Raw genomic sequence first — 17534 nt, 5'->3', positions numbered from 1 at the left:
TCATAGAGTGACACGTTAATCAGTGTTTTGTTCTATCACCCACTCATTATTAGCCCTCACCAATCGGCCTTTTACGGGCAACTCCCACCTATCTTCTTCGCATTCGCCGAGATTCTTACTGCCTGCAAATCGCGGGATAAAAGGTATCTCAGGCGAGATACCTTTTACGTTGACTTTATTATACACCATACTGAATATAACTCGAATCATAATATATCCATTCATTTCCACCTAATCCGAGCCAGCCATCTTGCTTACACCATACTCGATATGCCTCACCATGATGTAACTGTCTTATAACATTTCCACTTAATGATGGAGCATCCCGTAGATTCACATTGTCACCAGTAATAGTCGCCACATAATGTTTATACTGAATATAACTCGAATCATAGTATATCCATTCATTTCCACCCAAAGCAAGCCAACCATCTTGTTCGCTCAAAACTTCATATGATTCACCTCGATTTAGCTGGCGAATTACACTAGATTGTAAAGATGGTCCAGTCCGTAAATTTACATTATCGCCATTAATTACAGCAACACCGTAAACTGGAGTTGCATTATTAGGCGGAGAAACATTCCCTCCACCACTCGATCCATTCCCTTGCAAAGCTTCTAATGAAACTGCTGCTGATACATCACAATTTCCTACACCTGAAATTTGACCAGAATCAGTGTATTGCCACGCTGTCCACTCTGTCCATCCACCAGCATCAGCAGGCGGTGTACTAGAATATCTAGCAATCCAAAGTGGAATATCACTTAACCCGTTAATTCCAAACTCATTAATATACCAAACTCCTGTATATAACATTACATTTTTTCCAGTAGCCTGTTTCACATAATTTATGAAACTTCTTGCCCAATTAGATATAGCGGTACCAGTTAAATTACTATTACTCGGATCTGTTGGTGACTCTAAATCTAGAACTGGCATTAAGTCTGTTTGATTGCTTTGTAATATACTCACAAAATATTTCGCTTCTGAAATTGCATCATTTTGTTCTGGATGTGCAAAATGGTATGCACCGATTAATACATTCGCATTTCGTGCCGCTTGTACATTTTGAACAAAAGTAGGATCAAGATAATTTACACCTTCTGTCGCTTTTGCATATGCTGCTGGAATGCCAGATGCCTTCACTGCATTCCAATCAATACTCCCTTCCCAATGAGATACATCGATAAACGTAACATTTGAACTCGATCTGTTTTGCATATAAAATCTCCTATCAAATTTTTTCATTCCGTATACATACAATATGTACAACTTTACTAAATGGACACGACATGTATGCTATAAAAACAAAGAGTAAATATATTTTATATACAAAGTAAAAAAGACCTTGTATATTACAAGGCCTTTTGCAAGCTTCCTTTATTTTGTAGTAAATACATATTATAATACAACCCTTGCTCACTCAGTAACTCTTGATGTGTTCCCCTTTCTACTATCTCTCCATCATGCATAACGAATATTTGATCTGCATCTTGAATTGTAGATAGCCTGTGAGCAATCGCTATCGTCGTTCTACCTTTTCTCATTTGCTGCAACGCTGTTTGAATAGCCTCTTCTGTTTCTGTATCGATATTAGCTGTTGCCTCATCTAATACTAACACTTTCGGATTAGTTGCTATCGTTCTAGCAAAAGCAATTAATTGTCGTTGACCACTAGAAAATGCAGCTCCTCTTTCTACTACTTCTGTTTCATACTGCTTTGGTAATTTTTCAATAAACGTATTGGCTTGCACAAATTGCGCAGCTTCTTTTACTTCTTCATCTGTAATTTCTTCATTGTACATACGAATATTTTGCTTTACATTTCCTGCAAATAAAAATGCATCTTGCAATACGAGTCCTATTCTCTTTCTAATTTCTCGTTCTTCAAATTTCTCTAAATCTACACCGTCTATTACAATATTTCCCGACTTAATATTATAAAATCGCATTAATAAATTCATAATGGTACTTTTTCCACTACCAGTATGCCCAACAAAAGCAACCGTTTGCCCTTGTTTCACGTGAAAAGATACATTTTTTAAAACATCACGCTTTCCATCATACGAAAAAGTAACATTTTTAAATTCAATATCTCCATTAACTACTTGAGGATTCCCATCCCCTTTTTGAACCGGCGCTAAATCTTTCTCGTCTATTAAATGAAATACACGTGATGATGAAACAAGTGCCTGTTGGAAAAATGATAATTTCATCATCATCTCATTTACAGGTTGGAAGAAACGATGAATATAGTTAACAAACGCATATAAAACTCCTACTTCAACGGGACTCTTTAAAGCGTCAATTCCGAATAAACCAAGTACTAATGCAATTGCTACAATATGAACTAAATCCGTTGCTGGACGTAAAAGTAACGCGTCTAACTTTAACGTGCGTCGTCCTGCACTATAATGTTTATTATTCACTTCTTCAAATTCTTTTCTCATGCGTTTTTCTTGTCCGAATACTTGAACAATATTCATTCCTTGAATGGACTCATTTAACTTCGCATTTAATACGCTTAATTGATTACGTACTTCTAAATAAAAAGCTGCACTTTTCCGGCGATATAGCACCATAATAGCAAACATAATTGGAATTAATATAAGAGAAAATAGTGCTAATTTTACATCTAATAAAAACATCGCCACTAAAATCCCTACTAAAAACACTACATTTTTTACGAATGTTGATAGTACACTAACATAAAAATCCTTAATCGCTTCCGTATCATTTGTTATGCGAGATACGAGTGTACCTATCGGCGTACGATCAAAGAAACTTAATGACAATTTTTGAACATGTTCATACACTTCAACTCGCATATCTTGAACAATCTTAAAAGCTATATTTTGAAAGTACAATAAATCTAAATACGTAAATAATACTTTTAATAAATGTGCAATTATATACACTACAAATAGAGTAACAAGTGCTGATTGATCAAAGTTACGCGGTACTAAATGTTCATCAAGAAATTGTTTAATTAAAAAAGGACCCATCATTTCAGTTACAGTTGCACCAACTAGGAATAAAAATGCTAATGCTAATAACCTTTTATATGGTCTCATATAAGAAAGTAATCTTCTTAAATCACTCCGCTTTTTCTCAGCCATCATACGCCTCCTTTCTCTACTAACGCCTCTAGTTGCTGGCTTTCGTACATTTCTTTATACCAACCATTTTCCCTCATCAATTGTTCATGTGTTCCTCGTTGCACTACCGCTCCTTCATCAATCACAAGAATAATGTTTGCATGCTGAATTGCACTTAAACGGTGTGCAGTAATAATCGTCGTTTTTTCTGCTCTTTCCCGTTTCAATGCGGATAATATAGTTTCTTCTGTTTTTGCATCGACAGCTGATAAACAATCATCTAAAATTAAAATTTCAGCATTCGTTAATAAAGCACGTGCAATTGAAATCCGCTGTTTTTGACCTCCTGATAGTGAAACACCTCTTTCACCTACTACCGTGTCATACCCTTCTGAAAATTGAACGATATCATTATGAATACAAGCAATTTCAGCAGCACGCGCAATTTCTTTATATGTAGCATCGACCTTTCCGAATGCAATGTTCTCTCCAATACTCGCTGAAAATAAAAAATGATCTTGCGGCACGTATGAAATTGCAGAACGTACACCATGAAGTGTTACATCTCGAATGTCCCGCTCACCAACTTTTAATTCACCATTAAAATGATCATATTCTCGAATTAAACATTTTAACAACGTCGTCTTCCCTGCACCGGTACGTCCCACAATACCTAGCGTTTCACCTTTTCTTAAATTAACATAAATATCTTTTAAGTTTAATAGTTCATTTTTCTTATAAGAAAATGAATCAATAGCAAATGAAACATCACCACTTGCTATAGTATTTATAGCGTTTTCCTTATTTACTACATCTGAAGTTTGTGAAAGTATTTTCTCCACACGATCATACGAAGCGCGTCCACGTTCCATAATATTAAACAACCATCCAAAGGCTAACATTGGCCATACAAGAGTCCCTAAGTATGTTGTAAACGTTACTAGCTCTCCTACAGTTAATTCGCCCCGTACTACTAATAAAGATCCGTAACAAACTGCGATTAAAAACGAAAACCCGACAATAAGTGCAATCGTTGGATCGAATAATGAGTCAATACGCGCGACTAACATATTTTTATGTACGACATCTTCTGATTTCTTCCGAAATGCTTCCAAATCCTCTTTCTCTTGTCCAAGCGAGCGAATCACCTTCATCCCACTCATACTTTCTTGTACTTTATCATTGATTTCAGAAAACGATTGCTGCGCTTTATGAAATCTTCTATGCAATAAAGTTCCATAATAATTTGTAGAAATCGCTACAATTGGCATCGGAATTAAACTTAATAATGTCAACTTCCAACTAATTGTAAACCCCATCGCTACAAGTACACATCCTCCAACTGCTAATGAGTCAACAAGTGTTAAAACACCCGATCCAGCAGTTTGCTGAATTGCCTGAATATCATTGGTCGCATGCGCCATCAAATCGCCTGTACGACGTGATTGATAGAAAGTTGGACTCATCTTTGTAAAATGTTCATATAAATTCTTTCGTAATTGACGGGCTAATTTCAAAGAAGATCCAAAAATCATAATACGCCACAAATAACGCAATATGTACATAGTAATTCCTACAACAACTAACAGAATAACCCACTTCAACAATTTTTCAGATGTTAATGTTCCATTATTAATTTCATCTACTACAATACCTAGTACTTTCGGGGCTACAAGTTCAAGAAGCGCGACACCAAATAACATAATAATCCCAATTATGTACGCTCGTTTTTCTTGTTTAAAAAACCAAGCTAAATTAAAAAATACTTTCATATTTATCCTCCTCCCTTAAAATGAGCGATGTTTTCAGTTTAACAAAAATACAGAATTTTTAAAAGTTTTAAATACTTTAAAAATTCAATAGGAAAGGGCACTCTTATCGAGTGCCCTTTAGCGCTTATTTTGTTTGTTGCTTGCTCATCGCGCTCATCATTTGATTGATTTTCTTTTGGGAAGGTTTTTGTCCCATTTGCATCATCATCATTTTTAACATTTGTTCATTAATTGGTGGATTTTTTTCTAAGTAGTTCATCATGTATTTGCGGGCAATGAAAAATCCTAACGCCACGCCTGCTACTAGTGCTACTACGCCCACTAGAATACCTAACCAAATTGGCATATATTTTCCTCCTTCATGTTGTCTACCTTACAGTGTACTAAAACCTTTTCAATAAGACAAGATAGAATTCGACATTTTTTACACATATGTTCGTACTTGTTTTAAAGGATTCAACCATCCGTACTTTGTATTTTCATAATCCATAGCTAAAAATGTTAGTTCACACTTTCTTAACACCTCAAAAAAAGTCGTTTCCATAGAGACATTTCCAGAGGTATTCATGCGAATATAGTGTGGTTTCACTATTATTTCGCCATATTCCGCTCCCGTAAAAAGTGTATGCGTATGATGTGTTCTATCATATTTACCAAGAACACGCAAAGCTTGCTCTAATTTATGATGAATTTTCATTACTTGTAATGGCATCGTTATATACATCATTTGTTTATATAACACTTTTTTCTCCGAAAGGGACCCAGATTCTGAAAATCGAACAAATAAATCAAAAAACAAATATTCACGACCAAAATAAGCTTTCGCAATATCCTCTTGAATTAAATACAATTCATACGTTTTCATTTTCAGCCTCCCAATCTGGACAACCTTTTCTCTTCATTATATAGAAGAAAATTTGCAATGATTGTCTGACTGCGGAGAGATAAAAAACTTTTTCTGTCGAAAAAACTCATTTACATAGAAAAACCTCTCCATGCCGGAGAGATTTTTCTAAAATCATTAAAGCATTTCTTTTACTTTACGAACAACGTTCTCTACAGTAAATCCATACTCTTCCATAATCTTCTCACCAGGAGCAGAAGCACCGAATGTATCGATACCTAACACATCTCCTTCAAGACCTACGTAACGGTGCCATCCGAATGTAGCACCCATTTCGATTGCGAAACGTTTTGTTACTGCTTTTGGTAATACAGATTCTTTGTACTCAGCAGTTTGAGCTTCAAAGCGATCCATAGATGGCATGCTGACAACAGCTGCGTCAACGCCGTCTACTGCTAACGCTTTTTGTGCTTCAACAGCTAGACTTACTTCAGATCCAGATGCAAGTAAAATTACATCAGCTGTTTCTTTCTTGCTTGCAGAAACTACATATGCACCTTTTGCAACTTTTTCATACGTATCGTCTTTTGCGCCTTCTAATGTTGGAAGATCTTGACGAGTTAATACTAAAGCAGTTGGTGTTTTTGTAGATTCTAAAGCTAATCTCCAAGCCGCAACAGATTCGTTACCGTCAGCTGGACGAATAACAGATACATTTGGCATTGCACGAAGTGCTGCTAATTGCTCAACTGGCTCATGTGTTGGACCGTCTTCACCAACAGCGATACTGTCGTGTGTGAATACATACGTTACTGGCAATTGCATTAATGCTGCAAGACGAATTGCTGGACGTAAGTAGTCAGAGAATACGAAGAACGTACCACCGTAAGTTTTTAAACCACCATGTAGTGCAATACCGTTCATTGCTGCACCCATTGCGAATTCACGTACACCGTACCAAATGTTTTTACCGCTGTAATCTTCTTTTGTAAAGTCTTTTTCGTTATTCATGTATGTTTTGTTAGAACCAGCAAGGTCAGCAGATCCACCGAAGAATGATGGTACAGACTCTGCAATGGCATTAATTACAGCACCTGAAGAATTACGTGTTGCTGCTTTTGATCCTAATTCATAAGTTGGTAAGCTTTGTTCCCAACCTTCTGGAAGAAGACCGTTCATTGCTGCTTGCAGTTCGTTTGCTAATTCTGGATATGCTTGTGCATATTCACCTAACATCGTGTTCCAAGCTGCTTGCCCTGTTTCACCAACATCTTGTACTGTTTTACGGAAGTTGTCATATACTTCTTCTGCTACATGGAAGTCTTGTTCAGCAGTCCAAGCGTATGCTTCTTTCGTTAATTTTGTTTCGTCTACACCAAGTGGAGAACCGTGTGAAGCTGATTTTCCTGATTTGTTTGGAGAACCGAAACCAATTGTCGTTCTTACTTCAATTAGCGTTGGGCGTTTTTCGTCAGCTTTCGCTTCTTCAATTGCTTTCGCGATTGCTTCAATATCGTTTCCATCCTCAACACGGATTACTTGCCATCCGTATGCTTTGTAACGATCTTCTACACTTTCAGAGAATGAACGATTTAAATCGCCATCTAATGAAATATCGTTTGAATCGTAAAGCACAACAAGACGACCTAATTGTAAATGAGCAGCTAATGAAGATGCTTCAGCAGAAACGCCTTCCATTAAATCTCCATCACCACAAATAGCGTATGTATGATGATCTACTACATTATACGCATCACGGTTATATTTAGCCGCTAAATGTCTTTCAGCCATTGCCATACCTACAGCAGTTGCAATACCTTGTCCAAGTGGACCAGTAGTTGCATCTACACCTGCAGTATGACCGTACTCAGGATGTCCTGGAGTTTTACTTCCCCATTGACGGAAGTTCTTTAAGTCATCCATTGTTACATCATAACCAGATAGGTGAAGTAGGCTGTATAATAACATTGAACCATGACCTGCAGATAATACGAAACGATCGCGGTTAAACCACGTTGGGTTATTTGGATTATGTTTCATAAATTGAGTCCATAATGTATAAGCCATTGGTGCTGCACCCATTGGCATTCCTGGGTGACCAGAGTTTGCTTTTTCAATCGCATCGATGGATAATGTGCGAATCGTGTTGATAGAAAGTTGTTCGATTGAATGTGACATGCTATTCTTCCCTTCGCTTATATTAGTAAACGTTTTATACATTTATATGATAGCTTCCCACGCAAGATTATACAACATGTATCGACAAATATGTTGATGTTTTTTTGATTTTTTATAAAAAAACCAATGATTTCGGGAATGTATGGGCATTCAATATGACATACTTTTTTATTGTTTTTATTTTAAAAAGAAAGGGAATTATCTGTATATTTATTCATCATTTTCAAATTCCATAATGCAAAATATACCCTTCCCCATTTTTCACTCTGCGAAGCAAATGAATAAACGACTGTAAACCTTGGCATAATTTTTCTCGATCAAATACGTATCTTTCATATTCTCCATCCGTATCCTTATCATTTTTCCATTGAAACTGTCCTGTCAATTCGATTGTTTCTGGCGCTAAAGAAAACATACTAACTAGCGAACAAAATAACTGTTCTGCTATCACTGCCCCTTGTTGCTCAATTTTTGTAATGCCATAATAATGAATGCCAAACCCTTCAGCTCTTTTCGCTGGGTAATAGACCGGAATCCAGTGGATAAAATCTAATAGATATACGATAAGCTCATCACTTAATACAACACACTCATCTATCGTTGCCTCTTCTTTATACAAAAAACAAAGTTCAATCCAATCTACACCTATAAAATCCAACCCTTTTTTTTCATTCGAAACAAATACAAACTCGTGCTGTAAAGCCAAATTATCCCCCCCTATTTCTCACATTTATTATCCTTATTATATAAAAAAGCACCTTTTATAGGTGCTCCTAAAATAAATTAAACGATTTTCTTCCGTATCGAACTTGAAATATAATCAATGATAATTACCATTAAAATGATGCCCAATAAAATAATCCCCACACGAGACCAATTGCGTGAACTCAGCGCAAAAATTAGAGGCGTACCAATCCCACCTGCTCCAATAACACCTAAAATCGCAGCGGATCTTACATTAATTTCGAACCTGTATAACGTATACGATAGAAAATCTGGTAACACTTGTGGTAATACTGCATACCAAAGTATTTGAAACCGATTTGCACCTGTTGCTATTAACGCCTCGGTCGGTCCCTTATCTATATTTTCAATTCCTTCCGAATATAGTTTTCCTAACATTCCGATAGAGTGTAATCCCAAAGCTAGAACTCCGGCAAAAGAGCCTGGCCCAACAGCTTTTATAAATAAAAGAGCCATAACTAATTCAGGAAATGTACGAACGAAACTAAGTACAAATTTCCCAGCACCTGAAGTTAATTTTCCACTACTCATATTTGTTGCTGCCCAAAAAGCAAATGGAACAGATAAAAAGGCAGAAATAAATGTACCTAATATCGCAATTGCCAACGTATCAATCAAACCATGTAATAAATCTTCACCATCAGGCAAAGATACATACGACCAATCTGGGTTCAACACGCCTGTCATAATTGCTTTTGTAATTTCTCCCGCTGTATTCTTTATTCCCTCGAGTGGGACACCTGAAAAGGCCCATACATATATAACTGTTAGTGCTATAAAAATAATCCAGCGATTTACACTCGGTTTCTTCGGTTTTGGTACGATTATCGTCGTTTTACTCATTATAATTTCTCCCGCAACAATGTACTTATGTAATCAATTAACAATACAACAACAAGGGTATAAATAATAATGGAAGCAGTTTGTTGATATTGTAAAAATCCAAGTGTACGATCATAATATAAACCAATGCCACCTGCTCCTACTAAACCTAGAACGGCTGCGGCACGTACATTCACCTCAAATGTATAAAGTACGTAGGAAACAAAGTGCGCTTTCACTTGCGGAATGACCCCATAAACAATCCATTGCACCTTATTCGCTCCTACAGCTGTCATCGCTTCTAATGGACCTGGATCAATTGATTCAATTGACTCATACAATAATTTCGCTACGAGCCCAACCGAGAAACAAGTAAGAGCCAAAATACCTGGAAGTGGTCCTATTCCAAAAATCGCTACAAAAATAGCCGCTAATAATAAATCTGGTATCGTTCGTATAAAATTTAAAATCAATCGAGCTGGACCGTACAAAAATACACTAGTAAATACATTACTTGCTGCAAATAGTGCAAGTGGAATGGCTAAAATCGCTCCTAAAGTCGTTCCAATAATCGCCATGCGTATTGTATCTAACATTGCTGTTGTAATAACTTGAAAATAACTCCAATCTGGTGGCACCATTTCCTTCAATAAATCCATCATATTTGGAAAACCAACTACTAGTTTTGAAAATGATGCGTCGACCTGTACACTACTACCCCACAACAGTAAAATAACTAGAATAACCGTTAACATATGTTTCAATTTACTCGGCGGCTTCGGTATCGATTTCGAATATATCGTCACGTCATTCATTTAGCTGCCACCTCTAATAGTGAGCTTTTCTGAGCTACGTCCCCATAAATTTCAGCAAATTTTTCATCCGTTGCCTCATCTACTACACCATCAAAAACAATTTCACCTGCATGTAATCCAATAATGCGTGTAGCATATTGCCTCGCTAAATCAATAGAATGTAAGTTTACAATTGTCGTAATTCCAAAATCTTCATTAATTTTTTTCAAATCATCCATTACTTGCTTTGTTGTCAGTGGGTCTAACGAAGCAACAGGCTCATCTGCCAATATAATTTTCGCTTCTTGTGCCAATGCTCTAGCAATCGATACACGTTGCTGTTGTCCTCCTGATAATTCATCTGCTCGTGCATATGCTTTTTCTAAAATATTTACCCTGTTCAAAGCCTGAAATGCAAGTTCCAAATCTTCCTTCGGAAACAAGCCTAACGTTGTACGTAATGTCGAATGATATCCAACACGCCCGGCTAATACATTCTTCAGTACCGTGGATCGCTTTACAAGGTTAAAGCTTTGAAAAATCATACCAATATCTCGGCGCATGCGTCGTAACTCTTTGCCTTTTGCAGCAGTAATAGACTCACCTTCAATAATAATTTCTCCTTCTGTAATCTCATGAAGGCGATTTACTGATCTGAGGAGTGTAGATTTTCCAGCCCCAGATAGCCCGACCATTACAACAAATTCACCTTTTTGAATTTTTAAATTTATGTTTTTCAATCCTTTCGTACCATTTGGATACACTTTGGAGACATTTTGAAACTCTATCACACATCTTACCTACCTTCTATGTATTATCAATAACTGAAAAACGGCAAACTAACTGAAATCACACACTTTCCAGTTAGTCGCCATTTCCATATGTATTATTGTGTTTTCACTTTCTTTCCATAGTCACGAACGATATCAAATTTACTATCATCAGATTTCACATATCCTTCGTGTGAGTATACCTCTTTAATGATTTTGTGCCCTTCTTCATTCTTTCCTATTTCAATGAAAGCATCTTGTAATTTCTTGCTCCACTCCGCATCTAAATCAGAACGTACAGAAATCGTATCGTTTGGAATTTTCTCCGTAAATTTTACTATTTTCGTTTGATCGAATATATTCGGATAATCTTTTTTTACAATATTACGAGCATCTTGGAATACAACAGCTGCATCAATATCACCATTTAAAAGAGCAATAAGTGACTGATCATGACCTTTTAATGTAACAGGTTTCACATCCTTTAGCGGATCGACTCCCTCTTTTAACAATACAGCAGCAGGCCATACATACCCTGCTGATGATGTTACATCTTGATAACCAATTTTTTTACCCTTTAATTCTTTTACACTGTTAATATTAGAATCTTTCTTAACAACAAACTCTGATTTATAAAAATCTACTAAGTCCTTTGTGGGAGCTCCAGTTTCATCATCTACCCCAAAACGTTGCGCCTGTAATATTACGTTTGCAGCCTTTTTCTCATGCGCTAACACATACGCTGTTGGAGGTAAAAATCCTACATCTACTTGTTTTGATGCCATAGCTTCTACAATTGTATTGTAATTCGTTGAAATACTAACTTTTACCGGAATGTTTAATTTATCACTTAATAGTTTTTCCAATGGTTTTGCTTTTGCCTCTAACGTATCTGCATTTTGAGAAGGAACAAATTGAACATTTAACGTCTTTGGTACATAACCTTTTTTCGTATCCTCATTTTTACTTGCACTTGATTCCTTCGTTCCACAGCCACTTAATAACCCCGCTGCTAGTACAACTGTTGTGCTCATTGCAAAAACTTTTTTCAACATGTGAATGCCTCCATTTTTCGTTGTTATAAAATAACCTTCCGTAAACATGAAGAAATATATCACATATTTTTACAAACAATTACCTATTTACAGAATCTTTACACATTCTATACATTCTCATTAAAATTCTTTTCATATATTTGATATGATTAATTGAAAGATAACAATAGAAAAGGTGAATGGTATTGAATCAAAATCAAATTGTAACTTTAAATATTTTATTAACAAGCGATGTACATGGTACTGTGTATCCAATTCACTACCAAGATAACTCCAAAGCAGAAATTGGTTTAGCTAAAATTTCTACTCTTATAAAAAAAGAACGTTCCAAAAATACAAACGTTCTTTTAGTTGATAACGGTGATTTCATACAAGGAACACCATTAACTTATTATTACGCTACATACGAAAAAAATAAGAAAAATCCAATGTCCTTATTGGCCAACTATTTAAATTATGATGCTGCAATTATCGGCAATCATGAATTTAATTATGGAATGGATATATTAAATCATGCTGTAGAAACTGCAAACTTCCCGTACTTATCAGCAAACATTTTAGATAAAAACATAAAAGAACCTTATTTCGGGAAACCTTATATAATAAAACATATTGAATCAAATATAAAAATTGCTATTTTAGGGACAACAACACATTACATCCCGAATTGGGAACAGGCCCATCATATTAAAGATTTACTATTTGAAGATGCATTAGAAACAATAAAAAAGTGGGTTCCTTACATCCGTAAACATGAGCAGCCCGATTTACTAGTCGTAGCCTATCACGGGGGATTTGAACGCGATTTTCAAACAGGAGTACCGACTGAAGTTTTAACAGGTGAAAACCAAGGATACGCAATGTATGATGAAATTGATGGTATAGATATTTTACTAACAGGCCACCAACACCGAGAAATTGCTCAAACTTTAGATAATGGTGTAACAATTTTACAGACCGGATGCAATGGACACTCCGTTGGAAAGGTAAAAGTAATATTCGAAAAAACAGAACAAAAATGGGTAAAGAAAAATAGTTACGCACAATTATTGCCTGTGCAAGGAATCGAGGCCGACAAAGATGTTCTTTCCTTGGTCGCCGATTATGAAGAGAAAACACAAAAATGGCTTGATCAGCCTATTGGCATCATTCATGGAGACATGCGAATTTCAGATGCTATGCAAACTCGTTTGCAAGACCATCCTTTTATTGAATTCATAAATAAAATCCAGATGGATATAGCTAACGTTTCTATTTCTTGTACAAGTTTGTTTCATAATACATCTCCAGGATTCCCGAAACATGTCACAATGCGGGATATCGTTTCCAATTATATTTACCCAAACACATTAAAAGTTATTCGAGTGACTGGAGCTGATATAAAAGATGCTCTCGAACTTTCTGCTTCTTATTTCACATTAAATACAGTTGGAAATATAATTGTTAATCCTGCATTCATAGAACCAAAACCTGCGCATTATAATTACGATATGTGGGAAGGGATTTCGTATGTATTAAACATTTCAAAACCAATTGGTGAAAGAGTAGAGTCTTTACAGTATAAAGGCGCTACACTCGATATAAATGAAGAATATGACGTTGTTATGAATAATTATCGAGCAAACGGCGGAGGGAACTTCTTCATGTTTCAAAATAAACCAGTAATAAAAGATATTCCAACAGATATGTCTGAACTTATTGCTAACTATATATTGAAGCATAAAAGAATAGAAGCAACGAGAAATAACAACTGGAAAGTTATTAAATAACAAATAAAAAAAGATGGGCTTCGCCCATCTTTTAATTTAATTTTGCATTATCTTTCTTTTTTAAAGCTTTTAATTTCGCTGGTGTAACATCTGTACCTTCTTCGTTAACGACTTTAATTCCTTTAAGTTCGTTTAACATATTTTGACGAAATCCTTTTAAATATTGTTCTCGTAGCGATTGACGCTCACGTTGTTCTTCTTCAGTTAAACCTTCAGCTTTTGCTTTTTTCGCTAAGAAGTTAATGCGTTCAACGAGTTCGTGATTAAGCATCTCGAATCCCCCTTCTAATCAAAACTGATTATTATCATACAATAGTTACTCTTCTTTATCAAGCAATTGCTTTGTATACTCTACGTATCTACGATGTACAGTCGCTTTTGAAACATTATGACCAAATCCACGAAGCGTTGCCGCAATTTCTTCGAAAGTGAGTTCACTCTTGCGCAAACGTACAATTTCCTCAATTGGCACTTCTTTTTTCTCTCGCCCTACGCTTAAATGACGATTTTTTAAATTATTTTCTGGCCGATAGCCTTTTTCTACCGCGCGTTGCATACCACGTTTAATTTTCAAGTTATGAATCTTTCTTTGATATTCTTCAACAATACCAATTATATCTAATACCATCGAATCAGAATCCGACAATTGTAATTCACCATTATGCGTATGTGTATATACTTTTATTCCCTCTTTATGTAAACAATGCATTAATGCAATCTTCGCATTCCCTCTACCAAGACGTGTTTCATCTTGTATTAGAAGTACATCAACTTGTTCATCTCGAATTGTATCTAATACTTCTAATATGCCATCACGTTCAATTGTATAGCCACTAGCCTGTTCCTCAATCACTTTTGTCACATTCATTTCATAGCGCTCAGCTAAATGCAATAATTCATCCTTTTGACGCAATAACGATGTTTCTTGTGCTTCTTTTGTTGTACTCACACGTGCATAAACAATTGCATTCATTTTGAACCCTTCTTTCTCGCTATATTTTCTCTCTAGTGTATCATAAATCTCCCTTTTGTTCGAACTTATGTTTGTAGAATGTTTTTTCGCATGTTATACTTATTAATAAGAAAAACGAAAGAAAACGAGGTGTTAGAAAACATGGAAAAGTTAACGAAACGCCAGCAAGACATTCTCGACTTTATTAAGCTAAAAGTACAAGAAAAAGGATATCCACCTTCCGTACGTGAAATCGGTCAAGCAGTCGGCCTCGCTTCTAGTTCTACAGTGCACGGACATTTATCACGACTAGAAGAAAAGGGCTATATCCGACGCGATCCAACAAAACCACGAGCAATCGAAATTTTAGGCGATGACCGAATGGATACAGAAACACAATCTGTTATTCAAGTTCCAATCGTCGGAAAAGTTACTGCCGGTTTACCGATTACAGCAGTCGAAAGTGTAGAAGAGCACTTCCCACTTCCAGCTAGTATCGTTTCTGGATCAGATCAAGTATTTATGTTACGTATTTCTGGGGATAGCATGATTGAAGCTGGTATCTTTGATGGAGATTTAGTTGTTGTCCGCCAACAACAATCTGCATACAACGGTGAAATTGTCGTTGCCTTAACAGAGGATAACGAAGCAACTGTTAAACGTTTCTATAAAGAAAAAGACCACTTCCGTCTACAGCCGGAAAACTCGTCATTAGAACCTATCATTTTAAAACAAGTGTCAGTTATTGGAAAAGTAATTGGCGTATATCGTGATTTACATTAAAAATAATAAAAGAAGATAATTCCCTTATTTATATAGGGAATTATCTTCTTTTATATATTGGTAGATTTTAATTCATTCCAAAAAACTCGAATGAATGAATCTATCTTCTCATCTATTATTAACGTGTTTCTATAGTAACATCTCCAGCAGCCGTTTTGCCGCTAATCTTTTTACTCCCATTACCAATTGTTACGTTTTTATTTTCCTCATTAAAAATTGTCACATCTCCAGCAGGAGTTTGCCCAGTTATTACTGCATCTTTTGGTTTTTCCGATAAAGTAATAGTTATATCTCCAGCAGTTGAGCTTGCCTCTACATCATACTTAGGATCATGATCCATAATATATACATCCCCACTAGTCGTTTTTGCTGTTACTTTCCCCATAACCTTTTTAAAGTTCACCTCACCAGCTTTTGTAGATCCCTCTACGTTCTTAGCTGTTACATACTTCAAATCCACTTCTCCTGCCAGCGTTCCAACATTTACGCGGTCACTTTTCACATCACTTATTTCTATTTGTCCAGCTGCTGAATGTACTTTGATCTCTTGGTAAGAACGTTCTGGTACAAATATAGTCAATGTAGACGTTTGAAATCCGAAATTGTAAAAGGAAAAATCAAACGAAACATCTTTTTTTCTTTCCCCAATAACTTTTAATGTGTCACCATCTTCAGTAATACGAATTTCTTGTTTACTTACATCTCCTGTTTGCTTTACATAAAAAGAGGCATCCGGAGATTTTTGGACGACAATATCCCCAGCACCTAACTTAACTTCTATATTTTTTAATGTTTCGTTTTTAATTACGTCTTCTTTATCGCCTTTTTCTGCAGTTTGCACTGCTTTTTCATATGTTTGTGAAATCCCTATTACTCCAATAATGATACAAGCGATAGCTACTAACAATATTTTTTTCATCATCTACTCCCCTTTTATCATTTTGAAGTTCCATATCACATAACGTACGCACAATCTTTTAAACCACTTCGTACTATAATACGCTATCATACATAACAACAAACCTACTCCAACAAATGTTATACTAACGAAAAGATCCAACCATATAAAAGGGCCCATAAATACTTTTACGATAACGAAAAATGGTGTCACTACACTAGCAATCCCACCGACCCAAAAAGAAAATATAAAACCGATAATTGCAACTAAAGGGCCTAACACGATAATAAAATTAAATAAACTAAGTCCAATCGCCGCCATGACAGCTCTTGTAACATTTGAAGTCGATGGATCTTTTTTCATTTCATCGAAGCGATACATCGCAAGTAATTCTTTTGCAATTACTTTAGGAGAACCAAGTCCTTTTATTATTTCTAATTCAGTTTTCCCTTCTTCTATCCCAAACTGAAAGTGCTCTTCATAATCAAATAAAATATCTTTCCTCTCTTCTTCCGGTAACTTTCTAAGCTGATTCGATAATTCTCTAAGGAATTGTTCTTTATTCATCCCAATTCACCCCTTCAATAATTTCTTGTACCCCTTTCGCAAAATCACTCCACTCTGTTACTAACAAATGAAGTTGCGTCTCCCCTTGCTCTGTTAGCTGATAATATTTACGAGGCGGTCCTTCCGTGGACTCTTTTAAATACGTTTGAAAATATCCCTCTTTCGTTAAACGACGTAATAATGGATATACTGAACCTTCCGATATTAAAAATTTATTTGAAATTTGCTGTACAAGTTCATAACCGTAACTATCTTTACGTTTCACAAGTGCCAAAACACATAGCTCTAACACACCTTTTTTAAACTGAACGTTCAAATGTAATCCTCCTTTCTTAGTTTAGTACTGTTCAATACACGGTACTAGATATATCCATAATATACCACTTGGTACTATTTATTGCAAGGTACTTGTTTATATGTATTCACTGACTTTAAAAACGCGCAAATAAAATCCCGAATAAGATTCTGTTGTAGTTCACCATTATTC

At 35.8% G+C, this 17534-nt stretch carries 18 protein-coding genes; 2 read left to right on the top strand and 16 right to left on the bottom strand.

Translation table 11 applies throughout. The features are described 5' to 3' along the window. Positions 1-178 precede the first annotated feature (178 nt). The 11 genes from JDS92_RS10130 to JDS92_RS10080 form a co-directional block, all read right to left on the bottom strand. Entirely contained in the window at positions 179-1222 is a 1044-nt protein-coding gene (locus JDS92_RS10130; protein WP_001181410.1) for a GH25 family lysozyme, read from the bottom strand. Positions 1223-1356: 134 nt separating this feature from the next. Then, positions 1357-3120, bottom strand: coding sequence for an ABC transporter ATP-binding protein (locus tag JDS92_RS10125; RefSeq protein WP_199631901.1), 1764 nt, complete (start codon positions 3118-3120; stop codon positions 1357-1359). Further along, the gene (locus tag JDS92_RS10120) at positions 3120-4871 is read right to left on the bottom strand and encodes an ABC transporter transmembrane domain-containing protein (protein WP_199631900.1); all 1752 of its coding nucleotides are present in this window, start codon (positions 4869-4871) and stop codon (positions 3120-3122) included. The genes JDS92_RS10125 and JDS92_RS10120 overlap by 1 nt, the downstream gene beginning before the upstream one ends. A gap of 124 nt (positions 4872-4995) precedes the next feature. Then, positions 4996-5217 (bottom strand): YneF family protein, encoded by a 222-nt coding sequence (locus tag JDS92_RS10115; RefSeq protein ID WP_001123316.1) that lies wholly within the window; start codon positions 5215-5217, stop codon positions 4996-4998. 78 nt (positions 5218-5295) lie between these two features. Continuing rightward, entirely contained in the window at positions 5296-5736 is a 441-nt protein-coding gene (sirA, locus tag JDS92_RS10110; protein WP_199631899.1) for a sporulation inhibitor of replication protein SirA, read from the bottom strand. A gap of 156 nt (positions 5737-5892) precedes the next feature. Continuing rightward, the gene (gene tkt, locus JDS92_RS10105) at positions 5893-7893 is read right to left on the bottom strand and encodes a transketolase (RefSeq protein ID WP_199631898.1); all 2001 of its coding nucleotides are present in this window, start codon (positions 7891-7893) and stop codon (positions 5893-5895) included. Between the two features lie 223 nt (positions 7894-8116). Beyond that, entirely contained in the window at positions 8117-8599 is a 483-nt protein-coding gene (locus JDS92_RS10100; RefSeq protein WP_087968877.1) for a coproporphyrinogen III oxidase, read from the bottom strand. Positions 8600-8676: 77 nt separating this feature from the next. Next, positions 8677-9480, bottom strand: a complete 804-nt coding sequence (gene phnE / locus JDS92_RS10095) for a phosphonate ABC transporter, permease protein PhnE (RefSeq protein WP_087968878.1) — start codon at positions 9478-9480, stop codon at positions 8677-8679. Next, the gene (gene phnE, locus JDS92_RS10090) at positions 9480-10274 is read right to left on the bottom strand and encodes a phosphonate ABC transporter, permease protein PhnE (protein ID WP_001000771.1); all 795 of its coding nucleotides are present in this window, start codon (positions 10272-10274) and stop codon (positions 9480-9482) included. Before phnE (JDS92_RS10090) ends, phnE (JDS92_RS10095) begins: the two co-directional genes overlap by 1 nt. Next, a complete protein-coding gene (phnC, locus tag JDS92_RS10085; protein ID WP_000569223.1) occupies positions 10271-11044 on the bottom strand; it encodes a phosphonate ABC transporter ATP-binding protein in 774 nt (257 codons plus the stop codon). Before phnC ends, phnE (JDS92_RS10090) begins: the two co-directional genes overlap by 4 nt. A gap of 95 nt (positions 11045-11139) precedes the next feature. Next, entirely contained in the window at positions 11140-12078 is a 939-nt protein-coding gene (locus JDS92_RS10080) for a phosphate/phosphite/phosphonate ABC transporter substrate-binding protein (RefSeq protein WP_070173637.1), read from the bottom strand. A 185-nt stretch (positions 12079-12263) separates the two neighbouring features. Between JDS92_RS10080 and JDS92_RS10075 the strand changes: the two genes are divergently transcribed. Continuing rightward, positions 12264-13847 carry a bifunctional metallophosphatase/5'-nucleotidase gene (locus JDS92_RS10075; RefSeq protein WP_199631897.1) on the top strand — a complete coding sequence of 528 codons (1584 nt, stop codon included), beginning with the start codon at positions 12264-12266 and terminating at the stop codon, positions 13845-13847. Between the two features lie 31 nt (positions 13848-13878). Here the strand turns inward: JDS92_RS10075 and JDS92_RS10070 are convergent, their stop codons facing one another. Further along, a complete protein-coding gene (locus JDS92_RS10070) occupies positions 13879-14118 on the bottom strand; it encodes a DUF896 domain-containing protein (RefSeq protein WP_199631896.1) in 240 nt (79 codons plus the stop codon). A gap of 45 nt (positions 14119-14163) precedes the next feature. Continuing rightward, positions 14164-14820: a YneB family resolvase-like protein gene (locus tag JDS92_RS10065; protein WP_000991793.1), complete on the bottom strand. Its 657-nt coding sequence runs from the start codon at positions 14818-14820 to the stop codon at positions 14164-14166. 141 nt (positions 14821-14961) lie between these two features. On the opposite strand from JDS92_RS10065, the gene lexA reads away from it, so the two are divergent. Then, on the top strand, positions 14962-15582 hold the full coding sequence (gene lexA, locus JDS92_RS10060) for a transcriptional repressor LexA (RefSeq protein ID WP_000413736.1): 621 nt from the start codon (positions 14962-14964) through the stop codon (positions 15580-15582). A 118-nt stretch (positions 15583-15700) separates the two neighbouring features. On the opposite strand, the gene JDS92_RS10055 is transcribed toward lexA, so the two are convergent. From JDS92_RS10055 to JDS92_RS10045, 3 genes are read right to left on the bottom strand one after another with little or no spacing between them, the layout of a single operon-like run. Next, the gene (locus tag JDS92_RS10055) at positions 15701-16504 is read right to left on the bottom strand and encodes a DUF4097 family beta strand repeat-containing protein (RefSeq protein WP_070173639.1); all 804 of its coding nucleotides are present in this window, start codon (positions 16502-16504) and stop codon (positions 15701-15703) included. Continuing rightward, positions 16505-17047, bottom strand: coding sequence for a DUF1700 domain-containing protein (locus JDS92_RS10050; protein ID WP_199631895.1), 543 nt, complete (start codon positions 17045-17047; stop codon positions 16505-16507). After that, complete coding sequence (locus JDS92_RS10045) at positions 17040-17363, bottom strand: PadR family transcriptional regulator (RefSeq protein WP_001102631.1); 324 nt, start codon at positions 17361-17363, stop codon at positions 17040-17042. The genes JDS92_RS10050 and JDS92_RS10045 overlap by 8 nt, the downstream gene beginning before the upstream one ends. Between the last annotated feature and the right edge of the window lie 171 nt (positions 17364-17534).

Origin of the sequence: Bacillus cereus group sp. N12, from assembly GCF_016483575.1 — a bacterium.
Classification (GTDB): Bacteria; Bacillota; Bacilli; order Bacillales; family Bacillaceae_G; genus Bacillus_A; species Bacillus_A toyonensis.
The sequence above is the reverse complement of the archived record's forward strand: the minus strand, read 5'-3'. Positions and strand labels throughout refer to the sequence as shown.

Excerpts from the sequence above, each read along its gene's own strand:
- phnE (WP_087968878.1), bottom strand. The coding sequence starts at position 9,480 with ATGAGTAAAACGACGATAATCGTACCAAAACCGAAGAAACCGAGTGTA.
- JDS92_RS10070 (WP_199631896.1), bottom strand. The coding sequence starts at position 14,118 with ATGCTTAATCACGAACTCGTTGAACGCATTAACTTCTTAGCGAAAAAA.
- sirA (WP_199631899.1), bottom strand. The coding sequence starts at position 5,736 with ATGAAAACGTATGAATTGTATTTAATTCAAGAGGATATTGCGAAAGCT.
- JDS92_RS10120 (WP_199631900.1), bottom strand. The coding sequence starts at position 4,871 with ATGAAAGTATTTTTTAATTTAGCTTGGTTTTTTAAACAAGAAAAACGA.
- JDS92_RS10055 (WP_070173639.1), bottom strand. The coding sequence starts at position 16,504 with ATGATGAAAAAAATATTGTTAGTAGCTATCGCTTGTATCATTATTGGA.
- phnE (WP_001000771.1), bottom strand. The coding sequence starts at position 10,274 with ATGAATGACGTGACGATATATTCGAAATCGATACCGAAGCCGCCGAGT.
- JDS92_RS10080 (WP_070173637.1), bottom strand. The coding sequence starts at position 12,078 with ATGTTGAAAAAAGTTTTTGCAATGAGCACAACAGTTGTACTAGCAGCG.
- JDS92_RS10130 (WP_001181410.1), bottom strand. The coding sequence starts at position 1,222 with ATGCAAAACAGATCGAGTTCAAATGTTACGTTTATCGATGTATCTCAT.
- lexA (WP_000413736.1), top strand. The coding sequence starts at position 14,962 with ATGGAAAAGTTAACGAAACGCCAGCAAGACATTCTCGACTTTATTAAG.
- tkt (WP_199631898.1), bottom strand. The coding sequence starts at position 7,893 with ATGTCACATTCAATCGAACAACTTTCTATCAACACGATTCGCACATTA.
- JDS92_RS10050 (WP_199631895.1), bottom strand. The coding sequence starts at position 17,047 with ATGAATAAAGAACAATTCCTTAGAGAATTATCGAATCAGCTTAGAAAG.
- JDS92_RS10115 (WP_001123316.1), bottom strand. The coding sequence starts at position 5,217 with ATGCCAATTTGGTTAGGTATTCTAGTGGGCGTAGTAGCACTAGTAGCA.
- JDS92_RS10125 (WP_199631901.1), bottom strand. The coding sequence starts at position 3,120 with ATGGCTGAGAAAAAGCGGAGTGATTTAAGAAGATTACTTTCTTATATG.
- JDS92_RS10065 (WP_000991793.1), bottom strand. The coding sequence starts at position 14,820 with ATGAATGCAATTGTTTATGCACGTGTGAGTACAACAAAAGAAGCACAA.